General features: G+C 70.1%; 29 protein-coding genes and 1 tRNA gene. 20 read left to right on the top strand and 10 right to left on the bottom strand.

The window, feature by feature from the left end; translation table 11 throughout:
- Positions 1-3: 3 nt before the first annotated feature.
- Genes KAK07_RS12885 through tatC form a run of 5 tightly spaced genes read left to right on the top strand, consistent with a single transcriptional unit; the run spans position 4 to position 2,386 of the window.
- On the top strand, positions 4-390 hold the full coding sequence (locus KAK07_RS12885; RefSeq protein ID WP_210854069.1) for a DUF4870 family protein: 387 nt from the start codon (positions 4-6) through the stop codon (positions 388-390).
- 24 nt (positions 391-414) lie between these two features.
- Complete coding sequence (locus tag KAK07_RS12880) at positions 415-762, top strand: histidine triad nucleotide-binding protein (RefSeq protein ID WP_210861167.1); 348 nt, start codon at positions 415-417, stop codon at positions 760-762.
- A 60-nt stretch (positions 763-822) separates the two neighbouring features.
- Positions 823-1,059: a Sec-independent protein translocase subunit TatA gene (tatA, locus tag KAK07_RS12875; protein WP_210854067.1), complete on the top strand. Its 237-nt coding sequence runs from the start codon at positions 823-825 to the stop codon at positions 1,057-1,059.
- A 25-nt stretch (positions 1,060-1,084) separates the two neighbouring features.
- Positions 1,085-1,564 carry a Sec-independent protein translocase protein TatB gene (tatB, locus tag KAK07_RS12870; RefSeq protein ID WP_210861166.1) on the top strand — a complete coding sequence of 160 codons (480 nt, stop codon included), beginning with the start codon at positions 1,085-1,087 and terminating at the stop codon, positions 1,562-1,564.
- 48 nt (positions 1,565-1,612) lie between these two features.
- Entirely contained in the window at positions 1,613-2,386 is a 774-nt protein-coding gene (gene tatC, locus KAK07_RS12865) for a twin-arginine translocase subunit TatC (RefSeq protein ID WP_210854065.1), read from the top strand.
- 13 nt (positions 2,387-2,399) lie between these two features.
- Here tatC and KAK07_RS12860 read toward each other — a convergent pair whose 3' ends face one another.
- Entirely contained in the window at positions 2,400-3,569 is a 1,170-nt protein-coding gene (locus KAK07_RS12860) for a trypsin-like peptidase domain-containing protein (protein ID WP_210854064.1), read from the bottom strand.
- A gap of 27 nt (positions 3,570-3,596) precedes the next feature.
- Between KAK07_RS12860 and KAK07_RS12855 the strand changes: the two genes are divergently transcribed.
- Together KAK07_RS12855 and pdxA are read left to right on the top strand one after the other, a co-directional pair.
- Entirely contained in the window at positions 3,597-4,343 is a 747-nt protein-coding gene (locus KAK07_RS12855) for a Nif3-like dinuclear metal center hexameric protein (RefSeq protein ID WP_210861164.1), read from the top strand.
- Positions 4,343-5,314 carry a 4-hydroxythreonine-4-phosphate dehydrogenase PdxA gene (pdxA, locus tag KAK07_RS12850; protein ID WP_210861155.1) on the top strand — a complete coding sequence of 324 codons (972 nt, stop codon included), beginning with the start codon at positions 4,343-4,345 and terminating at the stop codon, positions 5,312-5,314. The genes KAK07_RS12855 and pdxA overlap by 1 nt, the downstream gene beginning before the upstream one ends.
- Before the next feature lie 11 nt (positions 5,315-5,325).
- Here pdxA and mscL read toward each other — a convergent pair whose 3' ends face one another.
- Positions 5,326-5,751 carry a large conductance mechanosensitive channel protein MscL gene (mscL, locus tag KAK07_RS12845; protein ID WP_210861152.1) on the bottom strand — a complete coding sequence of 142 codons (426 nt, stop codon included), beginning with the start codon at positions 5,749-5,751 and terminating at the stop codon, positions 5,326-5,328.
- Between the two features lie 244 nt (positions 5,752-5,995).
- Between mscL and petA the strand changes: the two genes are divergently transcribed.
- From petA to KAK07_RS12815, 6 genes are all read left to right on the top strand, one after another.
- On the top strand, positions 5,996-6,592 hold the full coding sequence (gene petA, locus KAK07_RS12840; protein WP_210854060.1) for a ubiquinol-cytochrome c reductase iron-sulfur subunit: 597 nt from the start codon (positions 5,996-5,998) through the stop codon (positions 6,590-6,592).
- A gap of 32 nt (positions 6,593-6,624) precedes the next feature.
- Positions 6,625-8,037: a cytochrome b gene (locus KAK07_RS12835; RefSeq protein WP_210854059.1), complete on the top strand. Its 1,413-nt coding sequence runs from the start codon at positions 6,625-6,627 to the stop codon at positions 8,035-8,037.
- Positions 8,038-8,063: 26 nt separating this feature from the next.
- Positions 8,064-8,786: a cytochrome c1 gene (locus KAK07_RS12830; protein WP_210854228.1), complete on the top strand. Its 723-nt coding sequence runs from the start codon at positions 8,064-8,066 to the stop codon at positions 8,784-8,786.
- Between the two features lie 129 nt (positions 8,787-8,915).
- The gene (locus KAK07_RS12825; protein ID WP_210799687.1) at positions 8,916-9,527 is read left to right on the top strand and encodes a glutathione S-transferase N-terminal domain-containing protein; all 612 of its coding nucleotides are present in this window, start codon (positions 8,916-8,918) and stop codon (positions 9,525-9,527) included.
- Between the two features lie 19 nt (positions 9,528-9,546).
- A complete protein-coding gene (locus KAK07_RS12820) occupies positions 9,547-10,077 on the top strand; it encodes a ClpXP protease specificity-enhancing factor (protein ID WP_210861151.1) in 531 nt (176 codons plus the stop codon).
- A gap of 45 nt (positions 10,078-10,122) precedes the next feature.
- A tRNA-Thr gene (locus KAK07_RS12815) sits at positions 10,123-10,198 on the top strand.
- Between the two features lie 61 nt (positions 10,199-10,259).
- Here KAK07_RS12815 and KAK07_RS12810 read toward each other — a convergent pair.
- Positions 10,260-10,580 (bottom strand): hypothetical protein, encoded by a 321-nt coding sequence (locus tag KAK07_RS12810; RefSeq protein ID WP_210861148.1) that lies wholly within the window; start codon positions 10,578-10,580, stop codon positions 10,260-10,262.
- Between the two features lie 19 nt (positions 10,581-10,599).
- Here KAK07_RS12810 and KAK07_RS12805 point away from each other — a divergent pair, with 19 nt between their 5' ends.
- Both KAK07_RS12805 and secA read left to right on the top strand, forming a co-directional pair.
- A complete protein-coding gene (locus KAK07_RS12805; RefSeq protein ID WP_210861146.1) occupies positions 10,600-11,562 on the top strand; it encodes a M23 family metallopeptidase in 963 nt (320 codons plus the stop codon).
- A gap of 125 nt (positions 11,563-11,687) precedes the next feature.
- Positions 11,688-14,432 carry a preprotein translocase subunit SecA gene (gene secA / locus KAK07_RS12800; protein WP_210861144.1) on the top strand — a complete coding sequence of 915 codons (2,745 nt, stop codon included), beginning with the start codon at positions 11,688-11,690 and terminating at the stop codon, positions 14,430-14,432.
- Between the two features lie 34 nt (positions 14,433-14,466).
- On the opposite strand, the gene KAK07_RS12795 is transcribed toward secA, so the two are convergent.
- On the bottom strand, positions 14,467-16,779 hold the full coding sequence (locus tag KAK07_RS12795) for a tetratricopeptide repeat protein (protein ID WP_210861143.1): 2,313 nt from the start codon (positions 16,777-16,779) through the stop codon (positions 14,467-14,469).
- A gap of 164 nt (positions 16,780-16,943) precedes the next feature.
- On the opposite strand from KAK07_RS12795, the gene KAK07_RS12790 reads away from it, so the two are divergent.
- The 4 genes from KAK07_RS12790 to argJ all read left to right on the top strand — a co-directional run bounded on the left by KAK07_RS12790 (position 16,944) and on the right by argJ (position 20,880).
- Positions 16,944-18,821 carry a hypothetical protein gene (locus KAK07_RS12790; protein ID WP_210861141.1) on the top strand — a complete coding sequence of 626 codons (1,878 nt, stop codon included), beginning with the start codon at positions 16,944-16,946 and terminating at the stop codon, positions 18,819-18,821.
- 161 nt (positions 18,822-18,982) lie between these two features.
- Positions 18,983-19,318 carry a hypothetical protein gene (locus KAK07_RS12785; RefSeq protein WP_210861139.1) on the top strand — a complete coding sequence of 112 codons (336 nt, stop codon included), beginning with the start codon at positions 18,983-18,985 and terminating at the stop codon, positions 19,316-19,318.
- Between the two features lie 5 nt (positions 19,319-19,323).
- Positions 19,324-19,566, top strand: a complete 243-nt coding sequence (locus KAK07_RS12780; RefSeq protein WP_210854052.1) for a hypothetical protein — start codon at positions 19,324-19,326, stop codon at positions 19,564-19,566.
- 84 nt (positions 19,567-19,650) lie between these two features.
- Positions 19,651-20,880 (top strand): bifunctional glutamate N-acetyltransferase/amino-acid acetyltransferase ArgJ, encoded by a 1,230-nt coding sequence (argJ, locus tag KAK07_RS12775; protein ID WP_210861137.1) that lies wholly within the window; start codon positions 19,651-19,653, stop codon positions 20,878-20,880.
- Positions 20,881-20,927: 47 nt separating this feature from the next.
- Here the strand turns inward: argJ and KAK07_RS12770 are convergent, their stop codons facing one another.
- The 5 genes from KAK07_RS12770 to KAK07_RS12750 are packed head-to-tail and all read right to left on the bottom strand — an operon-like array spanning position 20,928 to position 23,079.
- Entirely contained in the window at positions 20,928-21,365 is a 438-nt protein-coding gene (locus KAK07_RS12770; protein ID WP_210854050.1) for a bactofilin family protein, read from the bottom strand.
- 2 nt (positions 21,366-21,367) lie between these two features.
- Complete coding sequence (locus KAK07_RS12765; RefSeq protein WP_210861136.1) at positions 21,368-21,811, bottom strand: hypothetical protein; 444 nt, start codon at positions 21,809-21,811, stop codon at positions 21,368-21,370.
- Complete coding sequence (locus KAK07_RS12760; protein ID WP_210861134.1) at positions 21,792-22,292, bottom strand: bactofilin family protein; 501 nt, start codon at positions 22,290-22,292, stop codon at positions 21,792-21,794. Before KAK07_RS12760 ends, KAK07_RS12765 begins: the two co-directional genes overlap by 20 nt.
- Positions 22,293-22,295: 3 nt before the next feature.
- Positions 22,296-22,736 (bottom strand): bactofilin family protein, encoded by a 441-nt coding sequence (locus KAK07_RS12755; protein WP_310738563.1) that lies wholly within the window; start codon positions 22,734-22,736, stop codon positions 22,296-22,298.
- Between the two features lie 25 nt (positions 22,737-22,761).
- Positions 22,762-23,079 (bottom strand): hypothetical protein, encoded by a 318-nt coding sequence (locus KAK07_RS12750; protein ID WP_210861126.1) that lies wholly within the window; start codon positions 23,077-23,079, stop codon positions 22,762-22,764.
- 67 nt (positions 23,080-23,146) lie between these two features.
- Here KAK07_RS12750 and KAK07_RS12745 point away from each other — a divergent pair, with 67 nt between their 5' ends.
- Positions 23,147-24,400, top strand: a complete 1,254-nt coding sequence (locus KAK07_RS12745) for an MFS transporter (RefSeq protein ID WP_210861124.1) — start codon at positions 23,147-23,149, stop codon at positions 24,398-24,400.
- Here KAK07_RS12745 and KAK07_RS12740 read toward each other — a convergent pair.
- Complete coding sequence (locus KAK07_RS12740; RefSeq protein ID WP_210861123.1) at positions 24,388-25,557, bottom strand: choice-of-anchor tandem repeat GloVer-containing protein; 1,170 nt, start codon at positions 25,555-25,557, stop codon at positions 24,388-24,390. The genes KAK07_RS12745 and KAK07_RS12740 overlap by 13 nt on opposite strands.
- Positions 25,558-25,575 lie beyond the last annotated feature (18 nt).

Below are 25,575 nucleotides of genomic sequence, written 5' to 3'. Positions count from 1 at the left end.
CCGATGAGCGAACCCGACGCCGTGGTACTGGATGCTGAGCGCGAGGCCTCGCTGCGCAGCGTCAGCCAGATCAGCTACCTGCTGCACGCCGTGGTGGCGGTGGGGGCCGTGATCCCCAGCTTCCAGCCGGGCGTGGCGCTGCTGGTGGTGGCCTTCATCATTGACATGGTCAAGCGCGGCGAGGCCCAGGGCAGCTGGCAGGAGAGCCACTTCGCCTGGCGCATCCGCAGCGTGGTCTGGGCCGGCCTGCTCTACCTGGTCACCGCGCCGCTGTGGGTGCTGCTGATCGTGCCGGGCTGGATCGCCTGGTTCGGCATCTCGCTGTGGTTCCTCTACCGCGTGGTGCGCGGCTGGTCGGCGCTGAACGACCGCCGGCCGATGCCGCGTTGAACTTTTCCGACAACGACGCATCCCATGAGTGCTGATCCGAACTGCATCTTCTGCAAGATCGTCGCGGGCCAGATCCCCGCGAAGAAGGTTCACGAGGACGACCGGGTGGTCGCCTTCCACGACATCGCGCCCTGGGCACCGGTGCATGTGCTGATCATCCCGAAGCAGCACATCGCGTCGATGACCGAGGTGACCGAGGCCGACGCCGCCCTGCTGGGCCACATGAACGTGCTGGCGCCGCGGCTGATGGCCCAGCTGGGGGTGACCGACGGCTTCCGCCAGGTCATCAACACCGGGCGCGACGGCGGGCAGGAGGTGTTTCACCTGCACATGCATGTGATGGGCGGTCCGCGCCCGTGGGCCAAAGGCTGACCTGCCAGGGTGGACAGGCGCCGGCCCTAGAATCCGTCATTCGACTTAGGAGAACTTGACATGGGATCGTTCAGCATCTGGCATTGGCTGATCGTGCTGCTCATCGTGGTGATGGTGTTCGGCACCAAGAAGCTGAAGAACATGGGCTCCGACCTGGGTTCGGCGGTCAAGGGCTTCAAGGACGGCATGAAGGGCGCCGCCGAGGGCGACCAGCAGCCGGTGCCGCCGGCGCAGCAGGTGGCCGCGCCGAGGACCGACGCCAACACCGTGGACGTCGAGACCAAGACCAAGTCCTGAGCCCCGAGCCGGCAGCCGCGCGCGCATGATCGACTTCGGTTTCGACAAGCTGGCCCTGATCGGCGCCGTGGCGCTGATCGTCATCGGGCCCGAGAAGCTGCCGCGCGTGGCCCGCACCGTGGGCCACATGGTAGGCAAGGCGCAGCGCTATGTGGCCGACGTCAAGGCCGAGGTGAACCGCTCGATCGAGCTGGAAGAGCTTCAGAAGATGAAGTCCCAGTTCGAGACGGCGGCGCGCGATGTCGAGCAGACCGTGCGCACCGAGGTCAACGACGCTGCGTCCAGCTTCGAGTCCAACTGGAGCGAAGTCACGGCCGGCCTGTCCGGGCCGAGCAGCGACGGCTCGACCTTGACCGAGCCGCCAGCGAGCTACCAGCCGGTGCGCAAGAACTGGCGTGTGAAGCGCAGCGCCACGCCCCAGTGGTACAAGCAGCGCGCCGGCGTGCGCACCCACGTGCAATCGGGCGCCGCCCGCGTTCGGCGCTTCCGCCCGCGTGCCGGCTGACCGCGCCCTGAATCCCCCTTTGTGCCCGACCGCGGGCCCCTGACCCGCATGAGCAACGAACCGCGCGACGAACTCGAAGGCACCGAAGCGCCGTTCGTGTCCCACCTGATCGAGCTGCGCGACCGCCTGATCCGGGCGCTGATCGCGGTGGGCATCGCCTTCGGCGTGCTGGCGCTGTGGCCCGGCCCCAGCGGCCTCTATGACCTGCTGGCCGCGCCGCTGGTGCGCAACCTGCCGCAGGGCGCGACGATGATCGCCACCAACGTGATCTCGCCCTTCCTGGTGCCGCTGAAGATCACGCTGATGGCCGCCTTCCTGCTGGCGCTGCCGGTGGTGCTCTACCAGGTCTGGGCCTTTGTGGCGCCGGGCCTGTACAGCCACGAGAAGAAGCTGGTGCTGCCGCTGGTGGTGTCCAGCACGGTGCTGTTCTTCTCCGGCGTGGCCTTCTGCTACTTCTTCGTCTTCGGCCAGGTCTTCAAGTTCATCCAGCAGTTCGCGCCCAAGAGCATCACCGCGGCGCCGGACATCGAGGCCTACCTGGGCTTCGTGCTGACGATGTTCATCGCCTTCGGCGCCGCCTTCGAGGTGCCGGTGGTGGTGGTGGTGCTGGCGCGCATGGGCGTGGTCAGCGTCGAGAAGCTGCGCGAGTGGCGCGGCTACTTCATCGTCATCGCCTTCGTCATCGCTGCTGTCATCACGCCACCGGATGTGGTCTCGCAGCTGGCGCTGGCGATCCCGATGGTGCTGCTCTACGAGCTGGGCATCCTCGCCGCGGGCCTTTTCATCAAGCACACCCAGGCGCCCCCCGACAACGGCGCCTGAGGCCCTAGGTCCGTCAGCGCGGCGATTTCGGTCGCTGGGCGACGGTGACCGTCAGCTGCAGCGTTTCGCTGCCGCGCTGCACGCCGATCTGCGCCTGCGACTGCGGCTTCAGCTCCGACACCGCCAGCAGCAGCTGCGAGGTGCTGCGCACCGGCCGCCCGGCGATGGTGGTGACCACATCGCCCGGCCGCATGCCGGCCTGGCTGGCCGGACCGTTCTGCAGCACGCCGGTGATCAGCACGCCCTGGCTGACCGGCAGGTTGAAGCTCTGGGCGAACTCCGGGTCCAGGTCGCGTGGCTGCACGCCGATCCAGCCGCGGGTGACCTGCCCATCGCGCACCAGGCCGTCCATCACATGCTGCGCCAGGTCGATCGGGATGGCGAAGCCGATGCCCATGCTGCCGCCCGACTGCGAGTAGATCGCCGAGTTGATGCCCACCAGGTTGCCCGCCGCATCGACCAGCGCGCCGCCCGAGTTGCCGGGGTTGATGGCCGCATCGGTCTGGATGAAGTTCTCGAAGGTGGACAGGCCCAGGCCGCTGCGCCCCAGCGCACTGACGATGCCCGAGGTCACCGTCTGCCCCACGTTGAACGGGTTGCCGATCGCCAGCACCGCATCGCCCACCTGCAGTTGCTCGATCGCGCCCAGCGTCAGGCTGGGCAGGTTGTCCAGACCGATCTTCAGCACCGCGATGTCGCTTTCGGGGTCGGTGCCGATCAGCTGGGCCTCGGCCTCGCGGCCGTCGGCCAGACGCACGCTCACCTGGTCGGCGCCCTCGACCACATGGTGATTGGTCAGCAGGTAGCCGTCGCTGCTGACGATCACGCCCGAACCCAGGCCCACCTGCGGTTCGGGCTGCTGGCCGGGCTGGCCGAAGAAGAAGCGGAACCACGGGTCCTGGCTGTGCGGCTGCTGGGCCGAGCGCCGCGGCGGCGCCTTGCTGGCGGTGATGCTGACCACCGCCGGCGCGGCCCGCTTGGCCGCCTGGGTCAGCGGCTGCAGCGGGGCCGACGCGCCCGGGCTGCTCACGCCCACCGTGACCACGCCCGAGGCGGGCGGCCGCGCCATGCCCAGCACGTCGGGGGCGCCACCCAGCCACTGCGGCTTGAAGGTGCCCACGACAAACAGCACCGCCACGGCCACGGTGACGGCTTGCGAGAAAATCAGCCAGGTTCTGCGCATCGGAAGACAGGGGAAAGGACAGGCACCGTGGCCCAGCGTCGCGACATCGACAGGCACCTGCACGAGCTGCTGCAGGTTGACCGCTTCAAGGATTATGGGCCGAACGGCCTGCAGGTGGAGGGCAAGGACGAGATTGTCAAGATCGTCAGCGGCGTCACCGCGAGCCGCGCATTGATCGATGCCGCCATCGCCGAGGGCGCCGACGCGCTGCTGGTGCACCACGGCCTGTTCTGGCGTGGCCACGACGGCCGCCTGACCGGCTGGCTCAAGGCCCGCGTCGAGCGCCTGATGGCCCACGGCATCAACCTGTTCGCCTACCACCTGCCGCTGGATGCCCACCCCGAGTGGGGCAACAACGCCCAGCTGGGTCGTCAACTGGGGCTGCAGGGTGAGGCCCGCTTCGGCGACCAGGACCTGGGCTGGCTGGGCGCGGCGCCGGTGGCCACGCTGGACGCGCTGGCCGAGTGCGCCCACCAGGCGCTGGGCCGGGCACCGCTGGTGCTGCCGGGCGACGGCCGACCGCTGCAGCGCGTGGCCTGGTGCACTGGCGGCGCCCAGGGCTTCTTCGAGGCGGCGATCGCCGCCGGCGCCGATGCCTTCATCACCGGCGAGGTGTCCGAGCCCCAGGCTCACCTGGCGCGTGAGACCGGCGTGGCCTTCCTGGCCTGCGGCCACCACGCCACCGAGCGCTATGGCGCCCCGGCGCTGGGGGCCCACCTGGCCGCGCAGTTCGGACTGACGCACCGTTTCATTGACATCGACAACCCCGCCTGATGAGCCTGCCGCTGTTGCTGACCATGGGCGATCCCGTCGGGATCGGCCCCGAGATCATCGTGCGGGCCCATGCGGCCGGCGCCTTGGATGAGGTGCTTGTCGTCGGCGATCCGGCCGTGCTGGCGCGTGCCCAGGCGGTCTGCGGACTGCCGCCGGCGGCGGTGCCGGTGTGGCTGCCGCCGGGCGGGCTGGAGCCGTCGCTGGCCACGCTGCCCTGGGGCCGGGTGGACGCGCGCGCCGGCGCCGCCGCGGCGGCTTGCATCACGGCCGCCACCCGCGAGGTGCTGGCTGGCCGCGCCCGGGCGCTGGTGACCGCGCCGATCCACAAGGAAGCCCTGGCCGCTGCCGGCCTGGGTGTGCCTGGGCACACCGAGCTGCTGCAGTCACTGGCCAGCGCGCACGTGGGACGCGCGCTGCCGGTGCGCATGATGCTGGCCAATGACGAGCTGCGCGTGGTGCTGGTGACCATCCACATGGCGCTGCGGCGGGCGATCGAGACGCTGGACACCCCCGGCATCCTGGAGACGATCGTCATCACCCACGAGGCGCTGCAGCGCTTCGGCATCGCCGCGCCGCGCATCGCGGTGGCGGGGTTGAACCCGCATGCGGGCGAGGGCGGTCTGTTCGGCGACGAGGAGATCCGGCTGATCACGCCGGCGATAGAAGCGGCGTGTGCCCGCGGGATCGATGCCCGCGGTCCGTTCGCGCCCGACACGGTGTTCATGCGCGCCCGCGACAGCGCCGCCCGGCCCGGCGAATTCGATGCCGTGGTGGCGATGACACATGACCACGGGTTGATCCCGGTCAAATACCTGGGGGTCGAGCAGGGCGTCAACCTGACGCTGGGCCTGCCGCTGGTGCGCACCAGCCCCGACCATGGCACCGCCTTCGACATCGCCGGCCGCGGGCTGGCCGATCCGGCCAGCCTGCTGGCCGCCTTGCGCATGGCCCGGCGCCTGGCGCCGGGCTGATGCGCGGGGAATCAGCGCTTCAGCGAGTCGCGGATTTCGCGCAGCAGCTGGATGTCTTCCGGCGTGGGCGGCGGCTCGGCCGGGGCCGCCGCGGCCGGGGCCTCGGCCTTCTTCAGGCGGTTGATCTGCTTGATCATGATGAAGATGATGAAGGCCAGGATCATGAAGTTCAGCGCCACGGTGATGAAGCTGCCGTAGGCGAACACCGCGCCGGCCTTCTTGGCGTCGGCCAGGTTGGTGGCCGCGGCGCCCGAGAGCTGGATGAAGTAGTTGCTGAAGTCCAGACCGCCGAACAGCCAGCCGACGATGGGCATGATCAGGTCGCCGACCACCGAGTCGACGATCTTGCCGAAGGCGCCGCCGATGATGACGCCGACCGCCAGGTCGACGACATTGCCCTTCATGGCAAATTCCTTGAATTCCGAGACGAAGCTCATGGCTCTCACTCCTGTGCTGTTGTGTGCTGCGACGCCGTCCCGGAGCGGATTCCCCGTCGGCGCGGATGCAGTGTCTCCGCACGGGGCATGAAGTCAACAACTTGCGCCAGCCTGACGTGCGCAGTTGCGCGATGACAGTCGATGCTGTTGCAGGTCCGCTAAAATGCCTGGTTGACTGAAAACACTAATCTGCGGGATTCCCCCATCCCGCCCCCAGCAGCTTCCCACATTCCAAAGGACCTCCATGAGTGACAACGCTGTGGACCAAGGCAAGCGCACCTGGCTGATCGCCACCGGTGCCGCGGGTGCCGTGGGTGGCGTGGCAACCGCCGTGCCCTTCGTCAGTACCTTCACCCCGTCCGAGCGCGCCAAGGCCGCCGGTGCCGCCGTGGAGGCCGACATCAGCGCCCTCAAGCCGGGCGAGAAGATGACCGTGGAATGGCGCGGCAAGCCGGTCTGGATCGTGCGCCGCACGCCCGAGCAGCTCGAGGGCCTGAAGAAGCTGAACGACCAGCTCGCCGACCCCGACAACCAGCGCAAGGCCTACCCGATCCCCGAGTACGCCAAGAACGAGGCGCGCTCGATCAAGCCGGAGTACCTGGTGGTGGTGGGCATCTGCTCGCACCTGGGCTGCTCGCCCTCCGACAAGTTCCAGGCGGGTGCCCAGCCCTCGCTGCCCGCCGACTGGCCGGGCGGCTTCCTGTGCCCCTGCCACGGCTCGACCTTCGACATGGCCGGCCGCGTGTTCAAGAACAAGCCCGCCCCTGACAACCTCGAAGTCCCGCCGCACATGTATCTCAGCGATTCCAAGCTGCTGATCGGCGAAGACAAGAAGGCCTGATCCGGCGTCCCCCGAACACAAGAAAGGCAACCATGGCTGCTGAATTCAAAGTCGCGCCGGCGGACGCGTCCGTCGGCGAGAAGCTGATGACCTGGGTGGACAACCGGTTCCCGGCGTCCAAGATGTACAAGGAGCACATGTCGGAGTACTACGCTCCGAAGAACTTCAACTGGTGGTACATCTTCGGCTCGCTCGCCCTGATGGTGCTGGTGATCCAGATCGTCTCCGGCATCTTCCTGGTGATGCACTACAAGCCGGATGCGGCCGTGGCCTTCGCCTCGGTCGAGTACATCATGCGCGATGTGCCCTGGGGCTGGCTGATCCGCTACATCCACTCCACCGGGGCATCGGCGTTCTTCGTCGTCGTCTACCTGCACATGTTCCGTGGCCTGCTGTACGGCTCGTACCGCAAGCCGCGCGAGCTGGTCTGGATCTTCGGCTGCGCGATCTTCCTGGCGCTGATGGCCGAGGCCTTCATGGGCTACCTGCTGCCCTGGGGCCAGATGTCCTACTGGGGCGCTCAGGTCATCGTGAACCTGTTCGCCGCCGTGCCCTTCGTCGGTCCGGACCTGGCGCTGCTGATCCGCGGCGACTACGTGGTGAGCGACGCCACGCTGAACCGCTTCTTCAGCTTCCACGTCATCGCGGTGCCGCTGGTGCTGCTGGGCCTGGTGGTGGCGCACATCATCGCGCTGCACGAGGTGGGTTCGAACAACCCGGACGGCGTCGAGATCAAGGGCCCGAACGCCCCGAAGGACGCCAACGGCCACCCGCTGGACGGCATCCCCTTCCACCCGTACTACTCGGTGCACGACATCCTGGGCGTCTGCCTGTTCCTGATCGTCTTCACCGCGATCATCTTCTTCGCGCCTGAGCTGGGTGGCTACTTCCTGGAGTACAACAACTTCATCCCGGCCGACCCGCTGAAGACCCCGCCGCACATCGCGCCGGTCTGGTACTTCACGCCCTTCTATTCGATGCTGCGCGCCACGACCGACGTGATGGTCAACGTGCTGTGCGTGATCATCGGCCTGGGCGCGCTGGGTGCGGTGCTGAAGGGCAAGTTCGCCGGCACGGCCAAGATCGCCGTGATCGTCGGCGCGCTGGTGGCCATCGGCCTGCTCAAGACCTTCGACGCCAAGTTCTGGGGCGTGGTGGTGATGGGCGGCGCGGTCATCATCCTGTTCTTCCTGCCCTGGCTGGACCACAGCCCGGCCAAGTCGATCCGCTACCGTCCGACCTGGCACCGCCACCTGTACATCGTGTTCGTGATCTTCTTCGTCGTGCTGGCCTACCTGGGCATCCAGCCGCCGTCGGACATCGGCACGCTGATCGCCCAGGTCGGCACGCTCTTCTATTTCGGCTTCTTCCTGCTGATGCCCTGGTGGAGCCAGCTCGGCACCTTCAAGAAGGTCCCCGACCGCGTGACCTTCACGCCGCACTGAACCAGGCAGGAGCACACCACATCATGATCAAGAAACTCATCGCCGGCCTGGCTGCCGCGCTGTGCCTGGTCAGCGGCGCCACCGCCAACACCGGTGGCCCCGCCTGGGACAAGTTCCCCACCGAGAAGCTGCAGAGCACCGCCTCGCTGCAGAACGGTGCCAAGCTGTTCGTCAACTACTGCCTGAACTGCCACGCGGCAGCCTTCATGCGCTACAACCGGCTGACCGACATCGGTCTGACCGAGGAGCAGATCCGCACCAACCTGCTGTTCGCGGGCGACAAGGTCGGCGACCTGATGAAGGTCTCGATGGACCCGCGCCAGGCCAAGGACTGGTTCGGTGCCACGCCGCCCGACCTGACCCTGGTGGCGCGTTCGCGCGCCGGCTCGCAAGGCACCGGTGCCGACTACCTGTACACCTACCTGCGCGGCTTCTACCGTGACGAGACCCGCCCGACCGGCTGGAACAACACCGTCTTCGCCAACGTCGGCATGCCCCACGTGCTGTGGGAACTGCAGGGCGAGCAGGTGCTGGGCGCCGACCATGCGCTGACCCTGGCCAAGCCGGGCACCATGGACGCCAAGGCCTATGACAGCGCCATCGGCGACCTGGTGGCCTACCTGCAGTGGATGGGTGAGCCCGTGCAGTTCCAGCGCACCAAGCTGGGCATGGCGGTGCTGGCCTTCCTGCTGGTGCTGACTTTCTTCGCTTATCGCCTCAACGCCGCGTTCTGGAAGGACGTCAAGTAAAGTAGGCCCTGCCGGACCGGCCGCGCGCCGGTCCCCGCGCGCAGTGGGACCCTGATGCGGGCCCACTGCGTTTTTCCGTTTTCGGCCCTGCCGAACCGCTTTTCCGTTCCGATCAAGGAGCCCGCCACCATGATGGTGCTTTACTCCGGTACCACCTGCCCCTACTCGCACCGCTGCCGCTTCGTGCTGTTCGAGAAAGGCATGGACTTCGAGATCCGCGATGTCGACCTCTTCGCCAAGCCCGAGGACATCGCGCTGATGAACCCGTACAACGAGGTGCCCATCCTCGTCGAGCGCGACCTGATCCTGTACGAGTCGCACATCATCAACGAGTACATCGACGAGCGCTTCCCGCACCCGCAGCTGATGCCGGGCGACCCGGTGGCGCGTGCCCGCGTGCGCCTGTTCCTCTTCAACTTCGAGAAGGAACTGTTCGCCAACGTCAACATCCTGGAAGGCCGGGGCATCAAGGCCACCGACAAGCAGCTCGAGAAGGCCCGCGGCCAGATCCGCGACCGCCTCACCCAGCTCGCGCCGATCTTCCTGAAGAACAAGTACATGCTGGGCGACGACTTCAGCATGCTCGACGTGGCGATCGCCCCGCTGCTGTGGCGCCTGGACTACTACGGCATCGACCTGTCGAAGAACGCCGCGCCGCTGCTGAAGTACGCCGAGCGCATCTTCTCGCGCCCGGCCTACATCGAGGCGCTGACGCCCTCCGAGAAGGTGATGCGCAAGTAATCGCCCGGCCAGAGCCACGATGACCACGACGCCGCCGCCTGCCAGCCCGGACAACCAGGGCACCTCGACCCGGCCCTACCTGATCCGGGCCTTGCACGACTGGTGCACCGACAACGGCTTCACGCCCTACGTGGCGGTGTTTGTCGATGCCTCGGTGCAGGTGCCCGCCGAGTACGTGAAGAACAACGAGATCGTGCTCAACGTCGGCTTCGAGGCCACCAGCGGCCTGAAGCTGGGCAACGACTTCATCGAGTTCAAGGCCCGCTTCGGCGGCGTCGCGCGCGAGATCGTCGTGCCGGTGGACCACGTGGTGGCCATCTATGCCCGCGAGAATGGCCAGGGCATGGCCTTCCCGATGCCCACCGCCGAGGCGGCCGCCACCGAGCCCCAGACCCTGGTGACGCCACCCGCGGCGACGGCCCGGCCGGCCACCGGTCTGCGCCTGGCCAGTGTCGAGCCCAGCGCCGACGCCGACACACCGCCCGACCCCGAGCCCTCCGGCCCGGCCACGCCGGGCGCCGGACGGCCCGCGCTCAAACGCGTGAAGTAGGCGCCCGCGCGCAGTCGGGCGCCTCCTAGAATGCCCACCCGATCCGCCGGCTTAGCTCAGTTGGTAGAGCAACGGTCTTGTAAACCGTAGGTCATCCGTTCGATTCGGATAGCCGGCACCATCCTGGCGGGGCGTGGAATAATGCGTGCCCCGCGGCCGAAACGGCTCCGGGGCTCCCCGGCTCAGGGGCGCCCGGAGCGCACCTTGATCCGCAGGGGCAGCGGCGGGCGGCCGGCCTCGGCCAGCACCGCTTCCAGGTGGGGCAGGGCGTGGCGCATCTTGGCCGCCACGGCGGCATTGGGCACCAGCAGCGTCCAGCCCTCGTCATCGAGCGGCCCGGGCTGGACCCAGGGCCGCAAGGCCGGTGCCAGGGCGGGCAGGATCAGCGCATGCCGGCGCTGAGACTCGCGCAGCCGCTCCAGCAGTCGGCCCAGGGCCTGGTTGGCATCCAGCGCCTCGGCGATCGGCCGGGTGTGGGGCTGGTGCTTGCCGGGAAGGTTCATCGGCAAGGAGTGTAGTTCGATGCAGATCCTGATCACCGGCGAGGGCGCCTCCCGCACCCGCGCCTTCCAGCTCAGCCGGCTGCAGATCAGCTCGGCCGTGCTGGCCCTGCTGATGGCGCTGCTGCTGCTGTCGGGCACGATCTACCACTTCATCTTCCTGGCGGCGGCGCGCGAGGGCTGGCCGGTGGTCAGCCAGATCGTCAAGCTCGTGGTGCGCGACGAATTTGCGCAGCGCGACCGCTTCATGCGCGAGAACCTGGACGCCATGGCCTCCAAGGTGGGCGACATGCAGGCGCGCATGATCCGCCTCGAAGCCATGGGGGACCGCCTGACCAATCTGGCCGGCGTCAAGCCCGATGAGCTCAGGCTGCTGCAGCCGACCGCGCCGGCCGCCTCGGCCGCACTGATGCCGGCACCGACGCCGGCACCGCGCGGCGCCGGCGGCCCCTACCTGCCGCTGGATCACCCCAGCCTGGAGGTGCTGAACGAAGCCATGTCGCAGCTGGAGCAGCGCGTCGAGCTGCATGCCGATGTCTTCACGCTGACCGAGTCGCGCCTGTTCGAGAAGCGCCTGGCCTCGCTGATGCTGCCCAGCAGCCGCCCGATCGACGCGCCGATCGGCTCGGCCTTCGGTTTCCGCGCCGACCCCTTCACCGGCCGGCCGGCGCTGCACACCGGCCAGGACTTCCAGGCCGCCCCGGGCACGCCGATCTTTTCGGCCGCCGGCGGCGTGGTCACCTCCACCGCCTGGCATCCGCAGTACGGCCAGCTGCTGGAGATCGACCATGGCAACGGCCTGTCCACGCGTTACGCCCACACCTCGAAGATCCTGGTCAACACCGGTGACATCGTCAAGCGCGGCCAGCAGGTGGCGCTGGTGGGCAATTCCGGCCGCTCCACCGGCCCGCACCTGCATTTCGAGGTGCTGATCGACGGCGTGCCGCAGAACCCGTCGCGTTTCCTGGCCGCCGCCGGCCCCTGAACGCGGGGGCAGCCCGGCCATGCCCGGGTGATAACATGGAACGTTTGCGACGCGCCCCTTGAACCGTGGGTGCCGCGGCCCCATCTGCGGGCGTCGCCCCGACGATTCCTCAGGCCCCTCGCCGCATGTTGCCCAAGCTTCTCACCCAGATTTTCGGCAGTCGCAACGACCGCCTGCTCAAGCAGTACCGCCGCGTTGTCGAGAAGATCAACGCCCTGGAGGGCCAGTTCTCGGCGCTGGACGACGCGGCCCTGCAGGCCATGACGCCCCAGCTGCGCGAGCGCCTGGCCCAGGGCGCCACGCTGGACGACCTGCTGCCCGAGGCCTTCGCCACGGTGCGCGAGGCCGGCAAGCGCACGCTGAAGATGCGCCACTTCGATGTGCAGCTGCTGGGCGGCATGACGCTGCACAACGGCAAGATCGCCGAGATGCGCACCGGCGAGGGCAAGACGCTGATGGCCACGCTGCCGGTCTACCTCAATGCACTGGCCGGCAAGGGCGTGCACGTGGTGACGGTCAACGACTACCTGGCCAGCCGCGATGCCGAGTGGATGGGCCGGCTCTACAACTTCCTGGGCCTGACCGTGGGCGTCAACGTGCCCGGCATGGACCGTGCCCAGAAGCAGGCCGCCTATGGCGCCGACATCACCTACGGCACCAACAACGAGTTCGGCTTCGACTACCTGCGCGACAACATGGTCCACGAGACCGGCGACCGGGTGCAGCGCGGGCTGAACTTCGCGATCGTCGACGAGGTGGACTCCATCCTGATCGATGAGGCCCGCACGCCGCTGATCATCTCCGGCCAGGCCGAGGACCACACCGAGCTGTACGTGCGCATCAATGGCGTGGTGCCGCAGCTCAAGAAGCAGATCGGCGAGGCCGATCCGCGCACCGGCGAGGGCGTGATCGAGCCGGGCGACTTCACGGTCGACGAGAAGACCCACCAGGTCTTCCTGACCGAGGCCGGCCACGAGAACGCCGAGCGCATCCTGGCCCAGGCCGGGCTGCTGGCCGAGGGTGCCAGCCTCTACGACCCGGCCAACATCACGCTGATGCACCATGTGTACGCGGCGCTGCGGGCCCAGCACCTGTACCACCGTGACCAGCACTACGTGGTGCAGAACGGCGAGGTGGTGATCGTCGACGAATTCACCGGTCGCCTGATGACCGGCCGTCGCTGGTCCGACGGCCTGCACCAGGCGGTGGAGGCCAAGGAAGGCGTGGCCATCCAGAGCGAGAACCAGACGCTGGCCTCGATCACCTTCCAGAACTACTTCCGCATGTACGCCAAGCTCGGCGGCATGACCGGCACGGCCGACACCGAGGCCTACGAGTTCCAGGAGATCTACGGCCTGGAAACCGTGGTGATCCCGCCGAACCGGCCGACGATCCGCAAGGACGAGAACGACCTGGTCTACAAGACCGCGCGCGAGAAGTACAACGCCGTCATCGAGGACATCCGCGACTGCCACACCCGCGGCCAGCCGGTGCTGGTGGGCACCACCTCGATCGAGAATTCCGAGCTGATCTCGGGACTGCTCAACCAGGCCAAGCTGCCGCACCAGGTGCTCAACGCCAAGCAGCACGCCAAGGAGGCCGAGATCGTGGCCCAGGCGGGTCGCCCGGGCGTGATCACCATCGCCACCAACATGGCCGGTCGCGGCACCGACATCGTGCTGGGCGGCAACGTCGAGAAGCAGATCCAGTTCCTGGAGGCCGACGAGGCCGTGCCGGCGGACGAGAAGACCCGCCGCATCCAGCAGCTCAAGGACGAGTGGGCCGGCCTGCACGAGAAGGTCAAGGCCGAAGGCGGCCTGCGCATCATCGCCACCGAACGCCACGAGAGCCGCCGCATCGACAACCAGCTGCGCGGCCGCTCGGGCCGCCAGGGCGACCCGGGTGCCTCGCGCTTCTACCTGAGCCTGGACGATCCGCTGATGCGCATCTTCGCGGGCGACCGCGTGCGCTCGATCATGGACCGCCTGAAGATGCCCGAAGGCGAGGCCATCGAGGCTGGCATCGTCAGCCGCTCGATCGAGAGCGCGCAGCGCAAGGTCGAGGCGCGCAACTTCGACATCCGCAAGCAGCTGCTCGAGTACGACGACGTCTCCAACGACCAGCGCAAGGTCATCTACCAGCAGCGCAACGACATCCTCGAAGCGCCGTCGCTGGTGGCCCAGATCGCCAACCTGCGCTCGTCCACGATGACCGAGGTGGTGCGCACCTACGTGCCGCAGGAATCGGTCGAGGAACAGTGGGACCTGGCCGGCCTGGAGCAGGTGCTGAAGGACGAGTGGCAGCTCGAGGTGCCGCTGCGCCAATGGGTGGAGGGCAGCGACGCCGTCACCGACGAGGAGATCGTCGAGAAGGTGGTCGGCGCGGCCGACGCCGCCTTCCAGGCCAAGCTCGACCTGGTCGGTGACGAGCAGTTCACACCCTTCATGCGCATGGTGCTGCTGCAGTCGATCGACACCCATTGGCGCGAGCACCTGGCTGCGCTGGACTACTTGCGCCAGGGCATCCACCTGCGCGGCTATGCGCAGAAGAACCCGAAGCAGGAGTACAAGCGCGAGGCCTTCGAGCTGTTCTCGCAGCTGCTCGACGTGGTCAAGATGGAAGTCACGCGCGTGCTGATGACGGTGCGCGTGCAGACCCAGGAGCAGGTGGCCCAGGCCGCCGAGGCCATGGAAGAGCGCGCCGAGACCGTGCGCAACGTCACCTACACCCATCCCAACGAGGACGGCAGCGTCAGCGCCGAGGCCGATCCGGCCACGCTGGCCGCCGAGGTGCCGCGCGTCGGCCGCAACGACCCCTGCCCCTGCGGCAGCGGCAAGAAGTACAAGGCCTGCCACGGCCGCCTGGCCTGAGGCCGTGGCGCGCCGCATGAGGCGCGCCGCTCACTCAGTGCAGGGTCGCGGCTGAGCGGCCGCTGCCGGCCTCGTCGTCCGGCCGCGGGTGGTCGGGTCGCTGGGCCGGCTGCGATGAGGCATCCGGCAACTCGTAGCGGGTGGCCGGCCCCTTGCCGATCTGCACCAGCAGGCCGCGTCCCGCCAGCGCCACCAGGTGCTTGCTGGCGGTCGCCAGGCCCAGACCGCTGATCGCTGCGTAATGGCGCTTCTGCAGCGCGCCGTGCTGCGCCAGATGCGCCAGCACCTTGGCGCAGCGCGCTCGGTCCAGCAGGTCCGCGGCCTGGGCCTCCCAGTGCGCGCGCCGCAGCTCCTCCTGGCTCAGCGCCCGCTCGAACACATCGCGCAGACTGTCCAGCGCCTCATCCATGTCCTCGGGGCGGCCGTGGGTGTGTGCCAGCGCCAGCGCTGACTCGCGCTCGCGCACGGCGATCGCCAGGTAGGCGCGGGCGATCTGCAGCCGCGCGCGCACCTGCTCGACCGGTGGCAGGTCCGGCATGGCCAGCCGGCGCCGCTGCTGTCGCACCGCGTTCATCTCCTGGTAGTGGTCGGCAAACTCGTCGGGCAGCAGCCGGTCGGGCAGGTTGTCGGATCCCAGGGCATTGGACTTCAGCGCACCGACGGTCTCGGCCCAGCCCTGACGCTGGTCGAGCTGGCCCAGCCGCAGTGCGATGCCGGCATGGTGGTCGCCCAGGCGCTCGTCCTCGGGGTTCTGGTCGCGCGCGTAGCGGTGGAAGTAGGCCTCGGCCAGGTTGAAGTGGCAGACGCTCAGGCGGCCGCTGATGCCGCCGCGCTCGTAGACCTGCATCGCGGCGTCGTAGTGCTGGATCGCCAGGTCGTACTGGGCCTTGTAGAAGTGCGCGATGCCCACGTGCAGTTGCGCGCCGGCCAGCACCTCGGGCTCCAGTGTCGTGTCGCGGGCGGCGTCCAGCACGCGCTGGCCGTAGTGGATCGCCCGGCCGATGTCCCGGGCCTCGGCGTAGATCAGGCTCAGGTTGTTGCAGGTGGACAGCGCCGAGCGCTGGTCGCCCAGGCGCTCGTAGATGTTCAGCGCGCGCTGCTTGTGCGCCAGCGCCTTCTGCAATTGGCCGGCGCAGCGCCAGTACTCGCCCCAGACCTGCTCCACCTCGGCGCGGATCTCGTCGGGCAGCGGGTGGTCGCGGTCGAGCTCGTCCACCTGCTCCAGCAGGGGCAGCGACTTCGGGTCGCTGCAGCGCAGGTGGATCCAGGCCAGGTGCACCAGCGAGCGCACCAGCTCTTCGCGCGCGCGTTCGGTGTCGGGGTCGTCGGTGGGGCCACCGGCGGCCACCCGCAGATGGCGCAACGCGTCGTCGTAGCAGGCCAGGGTGCGGTCGTGGTCGCGGGCCATGTGGAAACGGCCCAGCGCCGCGAAGGCCCGACCGCACAGCAGCGCCAGCCCGGTGGCATCGGCGATGCGCAGGGCCTGCTGCAGGCAGTCGTTCTCGCGCAGCAGGTCGTGCCGGTGGCGCCACAGCGTCGCCATGTCCAGCGCCACCTCGAAGGCCACCCGCCGGTCGCGGCGGGGCAGCTCCCAGCTGTCGACCATCGCATCGGCCTCCTCGGTGGCGGCCAGGGCCAGCGAATGGCGGCGGAAGACCTGCAGCACCAGCGCCGGGTCGTCGGCGGACAGGCTGTGCCACAGCGCGTCGGTGGCGCGCGCCTCGGCCATCGCCTGCTCAGCCTGCGCCAGGTGCCAGGGCCGGCCGGGCGTTGGCGTGGCCACGGGCTGCTCGGACAGTGCGCGCCAGGCGGCCTGGCGCAGGCTCAGCAGCCACTCGCCGGGCGGCTCGCGCTGCAGCAGCGCGGCGCCCAGCTGCTGGCGGCCCTTGTCCATGTAGCGGTAGAGCGTGCTGGGCACCACCGACCACAGGCCGCACAGGTTGTCGACGGCGGTCTCGTTCTCACGGCGCCGGTAGTGCGACGGGAAGGCCGGTACCGCCAGAAAGCCGTGGTGGCTGGCCAGCGCCAGCAGCGGTCGCCAGCTGGTGCTCTGCAGCCAGGCCTGCGCCGGGATGTCGGCCAGGCCCGGCTGACGGTCGGGTCGCAGCTGCGACAGTGCCCAGACCAGCACGCAGCGCAGCGCGAACAGCCGTCGCTGCGTGGGCGGCACGGCATCGCCCAGTGTGCCCAGCACCGGCTGCAGCCAGCGCCGCTGCAGCCAGGCTGCCAGGCGGGGATGACGCGGCCCCAGACCTTCATGCAACTGGCCATTGCGGTGCGCCTGGAGGCCGGCATTCAGCAGCACGTCGAAGGCCCGGGACGAGAGCGTGCGCGTGGCGGGGGTCATGGCGATGGCGACGGGGCGAAGAGGAATCGTCCATCAATCGTACACGCTCGGCCGGGATCGGTGCTGCCGCCTGCGTGGCCTTGCAGGGCGGTCTCGCCTATGGTGCTGCAGGCAACGTGGCCGAGGTGCGTCCAGCATCCGCGGACATCGATTCAGGAGTACCCATGCCGTCTGACAACACCCCCCTCCCGGTGCAGGCCCAGGACCTGTGTCTGCTGGTCTACGCGCCTTTTGGCGACGACTACGCGCTCAGCCGCTATCCCGGCGACAACACCCGCTGGCGCGACCATCCGCTGTTGGCGTCGCTGTCGGAGGTCGCCGCCAGCGGCGTGCCGGTGCTGGCGATGCTGGACCTGCCCGGCGAGCCGACCCGGCTGCTGCAGATCGACCCCGCGGCACCGGCCGCGCTGCGCGAAGAGATCTGCTGGAAGCTGGACATGGCGGCGGCGCCGTCGCTGTCCGGCCTGCTACAGACCGCGCTGGCCCGCTACCCTGGCAAGCGCCTGGCGCTGTGCCTGGAAGGCCACGGCAGCGGCTACCTGCCCGCCATCGACAAGGCAGGCCTGATGCACCTGCACGAACTCGGGCGACTGGGTGACTGGCAGCGCGCCGGCCAGGAACAGGCCCCTTTCGACGCTTCCGGTCGGTCGGTGTACGAGCGCGGTGTGCCCACACTGCCGGGCGGCGGCCCGACCCTGCCGGGGGGCGGCCCGACCCTGCCGGGCGGTGGCCCCACCCTGCCAGGCGGTGGCCCCACCCTGCCGGGCGGTGGCCCCACCCTGCCGGGCGGTGGCCCCACCCTGCCGGGCGGTGGCCCCACCTTGCCGGGCGGTGGCCCCACCCTGCCGGGCGGCGGCCCGACCTTGCCGGGCGGCGGCCCGACCTTGCCGGGCGGTGGTCCGACCCTGCCGGGCGGTGGTCCGACCCTGCCGGGCGGTGGCCCCACCCTGCCGGGCGGCGGCCCGACCCTGCCGGGCGGTGGCCCCACCTTGCCGGTCAGCCATGCGTCCATGCCCACCTGGGTGCTGGGCCAGGCCCTGGCGGCCGGCTTGCAGGGCAGCGGGTCCCGGTTGGCCGTGCTGCACCTGGCCAACTGCTTCAACATGTCGGTCGAGGTGCTGCACACGGTGGCGCCCTACGCCGACGCGGCCAGCGGCTACTGCAGCACCAACTACTTCTCCGGTGCCGCCTCGTACCCGGCGGTGTTTCGCCGCCTGGCCCAGGCTGGTTCCACCGCTGCAGTGACCCTGGCCGGCTGGTTCGTCGAGGAAAACCATCGCCTGCTGTCCCAGCGGGGTCGCCATCCGCTGGTCGGCGGCGCGCTGGAGTTGCGCCGCATGGCCGACGTCACGCGGGGCGTCGAGCAGCTGTCCGACGCCCTGCTGCAGGAGCTGCGCACCACCCGCCACCCGCGGCGGTCCCGCCGCCGCATCGAGGCGGCCGTGGTCAAAGCCCAGCAGTACGACACCAGTGGCGACCTGCTGCTGGAAGGGCCGGACCAACTGACCGACCTGCACAGCCTGGCCCACTGCATGGCCCGCGACCTGGAAGACTGGCCCGAGGTCCACACCGCGGCGCTGGCGCTGTGCCGTGCACTGGAGGGCATCAAGCGGGTCGGCGACATCGACTCGCCGTGGATGGACGATCGCGGCGAGATCGTCTGGGATTTCACCGATCCGCACCTGGCGATGAACATCTTCCTGCCCGACCCCACCCGCAGCGGCCAGTGGGACTGGCGCACACCCTTCTACGTCGACATCAATCCCGGGCAGGGTCCGGCGCGTCTGCAGGTCGGGGTGGTGCCGTTCCTGCAGGAGACGAACTGGGTCGAGTTCGTCCGCGAATACCACGCGGACACGGTGTTCCGCGCGATCAGCGTGCCGGGCCTGTTCACCGTGCCCACGGCCCGCCATGGCGTGCGGCCGGTCCCGGCCGACCGGCTGGTGCCCGGGCAGCGGGCAGCCCGGCAGGCGCCGGTGCCCGGCCCGATCGCCCGCCGCGTGGCGACCATGCTGGAGAAGGACGACCCGGTGGACGACTGAGCAGCGCATCTGGGGGGTGGGCTCGATCGTCTATCGATCGTCCACGCCCCCGGGTCGGCAGGCCGTGGTCTGTGCGTCGTGATGTCACGCGAAGACCGGTGAAATGCCAACCATGCCGCGACGCCCACCGATGGGCAACGCGTCCAACCTGGAGAGCAACCATGGCCACCCTTCCCGACATGCTTCACGCCGAGATCCAACGCTGCCGCCGGGTTGCCGGCGATTGCGCCTCGCTGGGATCGACCGGTGCCTTTGCCAACGCCCTGCTGGAGCAGGCGCTGCGCGACGCCGAAGCGGCGCTGCGCCAGCGCGACTCCGCCGGCATCCAGCAGGCGCTGGAACGCCTGCGCCGCTACCGCGAGGTGCTGCCCGAGGCGCCCGCCCGCACGATCAGCGCTTCGACGCCGGTGCGTCGCGCCATGCCCCAGCGCACCCCGCTGACCCCGTACTGGGCAGCGCCGCGCGAGCAGTTCTTCACCTGGAAACGCGCCGCGTGATCGCCATGGCCCGCCAATCCACACTCACGATGACCGCGGTGCTCAGCCAGCGCGGTCTGGCCGACGTCCCGCCCCTGGGCCCGCTGCTGGGCGAGATGGCCGTCTGGGATCCCAGCGACGACCTGATGCGCGACCCCGCGCAGGCCTTCGAGGAGGCCGACCGCCAGGTCGTGCGCATCCTCAGCGGCATCAGCCTGCTCGGGCTGGTGCTGGTGGCGGTGGTGGCGATCGGGCAACTGGTGGCCTGACGGGCCGGCGTGGCGGATCGGAGGACGCCCAGGCGCCTCCCTACAATGCGCCTTCCCCGAAGCCACCCGCCCTGCGCCACCGCCATGCCCGTCCTGCTGACCGCTCCCCACCCCGCTGACCTCCACCCGGTGCCCGGCCTGCGCCTGGGCGTGGCCGAAGCCGGCGTGCGCAAGGCGAACCGCAAGGACCTGGTGGTGCTGGAGCTGGCCGAAGGCTCGGCCGTGGCCGGCGTCTTCACCCGGAACCGCTACTGCGCAGCGCCGGTGCAGGTCTGCCGTGAGCACCTGGCCAGCGGCTCGGCCATCCGCGCCGTGCTGATCAACACCGGCAATGCCAATGCCGGCACCGGCGCCGACGGCCTGGCGCGTGCCCGCCGCAGCTGCGACGCACTGGCCGCCCGCATGGGCCTGACGCCGCAGCAGGTGCTGCCGTTCTCCACCGGCGTGATCATGGAAACCCTGCCGGTCGAGCGCATCGAGGCCGGCCTGCCGGCCGCGCTGGCCGACCTGTCGGCGTCGAACTGGTCGCGTGCCGCCGAAGGCATCATGACCACCGACACCCTGCCCAAGGCCGCGTCGCGCCAGGTCCAGATCGGTGGCCGCACGGTCACCGTCACCGGCATCTCCAAGGGCGCGGGCATGATCCGCCCGAACATGGCGACGATGCTGGGCTTCATCGCCACCGATGCGGTGCTGGCCCCGTCGCTGCTGCAGCCCTTGGTCAAGCAGGCGGCGGATGCCTCGTTCAACCGCATCACGATCGACGGCGACACCTCCACCAACGACAGCTTCGTGCTGATCGCCACCCGCCAGGCGGGCCACGCCGAGATCACCGCGCTCGACAGCGCCGACGGCAAGATCCTGCGCGACGCGGTGTTCGCGGTGGCGCGCCAGCTGGCCCAGGCCATCGTGCGCGACGGCGAAGGCGCCACCAAGTTCATCACGGTGCAGATCGACGGCGGCCGCACCGAGGCCGAATGCCGCCTGGCGGCCTACGCGATCGCCCACTCGCCGCTGGTCAAGACCGCGTTCTTCGCCAGCGACCCCAACCTGGGCCGCATCCTGGCCGCGGTGGGCTACGCCGGCATTGACGACCTTGACCAGCAGCTCATCGAGATGCACCTGGACGACGTGCATGTCGTCACGCAGGGCGGCCGGCACCCAGCCTACCGCGAGGAAGACGGGCAGCGGGTGATGAAGCAGGCCGAGATCACGGTGCGCGTGCACCTGGGCCGTGGCGCAGCCAGCAGCACCGTCTGGACCTGCGACCTGTCGCACGACTACGTCAGCATCAACGCCGACTACCGCTCTTGAGCGCAGGCGTGCGGGCCGTGGCGGCGTGACGCCGCCCGGCTGGTGCCTCAGTTCGAGCCGAAGGGCCGCTGCTCCAGCTGGTGGCCTTCGATCTCACCGCGGTACTCCACCTTGCCGCGCAGACGGGCGCGCGGGTGGATGTCGAGCAGCGCGTCGTACAGGGCGTCGCCCAGCAGCGTGGCGGTGCCGGTGATCTCGAGCGACTTGCGCGCGATCACGGTGCCGCGCACCTTGCCCTCGATCAGCACATGATCGGCCTCGATCGTGGTGGACTCGATCACGCCGGTGGCACCCACATGCACCGTGCCACCACTCTGGAAGCTGATGTCGCCCTGCAGCAGGCCGTCCACCTTCAGACCCAGGTCCTGGCGCGAGCTGAACGAGCCTTCGAAGACGGCCCCTTCAGCGATCAGGCTGGAAATCGCATTGAGCTGCTCGACGGGCACAAGGCGCGCCGGAGCGCGGGTGGCATCTGGGCTGTTCACATCTACTCCTGAGCGTCGGCCGCGGAGGCCGCTTCTGCTGATCGCGATGGTAACCGACGGTGACGAGACTGCGGCTGGGCGGCCAGGGACTCGTCATCCAGGCGCAACTGCAGCGGTGCGCTGGCGGCCGGCGGCGCGACGGGCACGGCTGGCGCAGCGACCGATGCCGCCGGCATGGGCCTGACCGCAGGCGTGACCGCCGTCCGGGCGGGCGGGGCCGCGCCGTCCGCACCGGCCGCGCGCAGCCACCACCAGGCGGCCAGCGAGGCCAGCAGCAGCGGCGGCCCCAGGTAGACCAGCGCCTTGCCCAGCAGGAACACGCTCCAGCGCCAGGCCAGGCGGCGCCGGGCCACCCAGGTGTTGCGCCGCTGCGAACGTTGGAGCGCGGAGCGCAGCAGCTCCTGGCTGGTGGCGACCGTGGTCGCCTCAGCCCTGCTTCGGGACATCGGTGCGCACGCGCTCCAGCTGCGCGTTCAGGTCGGCGCCGTTGACCTGCAGGTGGGTGTAGCGGATGCGGCCGGAGACGCTGGCCGATTCGTGCAGCGTGACCCGGCCGCCCGAGGCATCGAGCAGGCCCACGGCCTGACCCATCACCGCGATGTTGGGTGCGCAGATGTCGCCGACCACGGTGCCGGTTTCGGTGATCGTCACATGGCCGTCGGGCGACTGTTCGAGCCGCAGGTCGCCCTGTACCTCGCCGGCCACGGTGATCGAACCGACGATGCGCGCCGCGCCGGTGAAGGACAGGCCCGAGGCCAGCGTGGAGTGGCGGGCCGACAGATCGGCACCAGGCAGTGCCTGCACCGCGGGCTGCAGCGTGGGCACACGGTCGACGTCGGGCATGGTCTGGCCCAGCGCGATCGCGGGGACCTCGGCAGCCGGCTGGCCGTTGTCGTCGGGGGAGGGCAGGGCAGTGGTGTCGTCCATGGCTCAGGCGGTGTCGTCGAGCACCGGCAGCGCGGACTCGCCGCGCAGGGTGCGAAAGGGCCCCTGCAGCGTCGCGCCATCATACATACGCAGGCGCGTGGCCAGCAGCGTGCCGGTGGACACGCCGCTGCTGGCCACGTAGACGGTGCCCTGGCACTCGATCACGGTGTCGGGGTCGGCATCCGGCACGTCGGCGCCGGCACGGCCCAGCAGGTACAGGTCGCCCAGCACGCGGAAGCGGCCGCGGATCACACCGCCCGGCCACACCACCAGACGCCCGACGATCTCGCCCTGGCCGCCCAGTTCGCCCTGCAGCATCAGGCCGCCGGCATAGCGCACCCGGCCATCGAGCACGCTGCCCTCGGCCAGGCGGTTCACGATGCCCAGGCGCACCGGGTCGATCACCAGCGTGTCGTGGTTGGCCGCGGGCAGATCGTCCTTCACTGTGGATTCCTTGATTGCGTCACGCTCAGACCCGCCACCACCAGGCGCAGGCGGCCACCAGGCCGGCACTCCAGACCAGCCAGGCCACCAGCAGCAGCCCGATGCGCCAGCGCGCCAGGCGCGGCAGCGACACGGGCCGCCCCACCAGCACCTCTCCCGGCTCGGCGGCCCAGGCGCTGCGCGCCGCCAGCAGCGTCAGCTCCAGCCCGGCGCGACTGCCTTCGACCAGCACACCGCGCGAGGGCTGGCGCACCAGCCCGGCACTGGAGCCCAGCGTCACCTGGCGCGTCGGGCCGACGATCTGCTCGGTGAAGTACTGGTCGATCGACTGCTCGTCGTGCATGGCCGTGGATTATCGCCTGCTAGCATCGCCCGGCCCCTGACGCCCGCACTTCCGGAGACCGCCCCCGTTGTACCGCCTGCGCCCCGACGACCTGTTGCGTGACCCCGCCTACCGGCGCCTGTGGGTGTCGGTGCTGTGCGGCTCGCTGGGCGGTCAGATCACGCTGCTGGCGCTGCCGCTGTCGGCCGCGGTGCTGCTGCACGCCAGCCCGACGCAGATGGGCTGGCTGACGGCGCTGGAGCTGCTGCCCTTCGTGCTGTTCTCGCTGCCCTCGGGCGTGTGGCTGGACCGCGTGCGCAAGCTGCCGGTGTATGTCGCGGGTGAGCTGTCGCTGGCCTTGGCGGTGGGCTCGGTGCCGCTGGCCTGGGCGATGGGCTGGCTGTCGATGAACTGGCTGTATGGCGTGGCCTTCGTCGTCGGCATGGTCAACGTCAGTGCCGGCACCGCCGCACAGATCGTGCTGACCCAGGTGGTGCCGCGCCAGCGCCTGGTCGAGGCCCACGCCAAGAACGCGCTGGCCAGCTCGGGCGCCGAGGTGGTCGGCCCCGGCCTGGCAGGCCTGCTGATCCGCGCGGTGGGCGCGCCGCTGGCGCTGCTGGCCGATGCCGTGCTGCTGACGTTCTCGGCCGGCGTGCTCAAGGGCCTGCGTGTCACCGAACACCGCGACGGCGATACCCGCCGCGGCTTCCTGCACGAGCTGCTCGAGGGCCTGCGCTTCGTGCGTTCGCAGACGCTGCTGGTGTCGCTGGCGGCCTGCGTGGCCACCTGGCAGATGTGCTACCACTCGGCGCTGGTGGTGCAGATCCTGCACGCCACGCGCACGCTGGGTCTGGACGAGCGCCAGGTGGGCCTGTGCTACATCGCGCTGGGCGTGGGCACGGTCACTGCCAGCCTGCGCGGTGACCGCCTGAGCCGGCGCATCGGGCCCGGCCCCAGCCTGGTCGTCGGCTTCGCCATCACGTCGATGGGCTGGGGTGCCGTGGCACTGGCGCCCACGGGCGTCTGGGGCGTGGCGGCCTTCGCCTGGATGCTGATGTGCTTCGGGGCCGGCGCGGTGATCCTGTTCATCAACTTCATCTCGCTGCGCCAGGCGGCCACGCCCGAGCCGCTGCTGGGGCGCATGACCAGCACCATGCGCTGGCTGATTCTGCTGCCCGCCGGACCCGGCGCGCTGTGGGGCGGCTGGCTGGGTGAGCATGTGGGTCTGCGCGCCTCGCTGGCCAGCGCAGCCATCGGCAGCGCGCTGCTGGCCCTGCTCGCCTGGCGGCTGCCGGCGATCCGCGGCGCCCGGCAACTGCCCACGCCGGCTCAGGCCACGTAGTCCAGCGCGAACAGCGTGCCGCGGCCGAGCGCGCCGCCGGCACCGGTGCAGCCCACCACGCTGCCGTCAGCGGCGATGCCGGGCGCGCCCTCGGGGCTGTAGCCGCAGGGGTCGTCCTCGCTGAAGCGGTGCATCACCGCATATTCGCCGTCGGGTGTGATGCGGTAGAGCGTGCCGCGCGGCATGGCCAGGTCGCCACCGCCATTGGTCAGGCCCCACAGCGAGCCGTCGGGGTGGCGGGCCAGGCCGCCGCTGGGGTAGGCGCCGTCCTCGCCGCCGGTGAAGGCATGCACCACCTGCAGCGCGCCGCGGCGAGGGTGGCAGCGCCAGACCTGGCCTTGGTGGCGCGCCCGGTCGGCGCTGAGCACGCCCCAGACCCAGCCATCGTCAGCCAGCACCAGTTCGCCCCGCGGCCCGCCGCTGGACCAGGTGTGCAGCACCTGCAGCGCGCCGCTGCGGACGTCCATGCGGTAGAGCGCGCCACCCCGTTCGAGCGGCTCGCTGGTGGTGCCCACGAGCGCGCCGCCGGGCACCGACAACGGGCCCGAGATCACCGCCCCCAGGCCCTCGGCGCGCGGCGAGGCGATCACCCGGGCGCGCCAGGGCTGCTCGATCGGCGTGCGGTAGATTGCGTTGTCCGCGCGGTCACGCCGCAGCCCGGCGATGCCGTACAGGTGGTCGCCCAGCACCGCCAGGCGCCCCTGGAACTGGCCCGGGCCCTGGGACCGGCCGGCGCCCGGCTCCCAGCTCTGCGGCCCATCGGCCGCGGTGTGGCGCAGCAGGGTGCCCAGGCGCTGGCGGCCGCCGAACATCGTGCAGGCCCACAGCGCGCCCTGGCCGTCGAAGGCCGGCTCACCCGACGGGCCGAAGCCATTCGTGTCGCTGTAGCGCATGGCCACCAGCTCGCTGTAGTCGCCGTCCAGAGCCAGCCGGTAGACCTGGCCCAGGCTGCCCGAGCCGCCATGCATGAAGCAGCCGTACAGCGCGCCATCGGGGCCAGTGACCGGCGCACCCTGCGGCGTCGAACCATCGCTCGCGCCGAGCACGTGCAGCACACGGGGGTCCATGCGGTCGGGCCGGGCCGCGCGGGCGGGCACGACCAGCGCGCTGGCGCTGCTCCAGGCGAGGAAGTCGCGACGGTGGATCGCAGTGGTCATGACGGGCTCCAGACGGGG

The organism is Ideonella alba, assembly GCF_018069875.1.
GTDB classification, from domain to species: Bacteria; Pseudomonadota; Gammaproteobacteria; order Burkholderiales; family Burkholderiaceae_C; genus Ideonella; species Ideonella alba.
The sequence above is the reverse complement of the archived record's forward strand: the minus strand, read 5'-3'. Positions and strand labels throughout refer to the sequence as shown.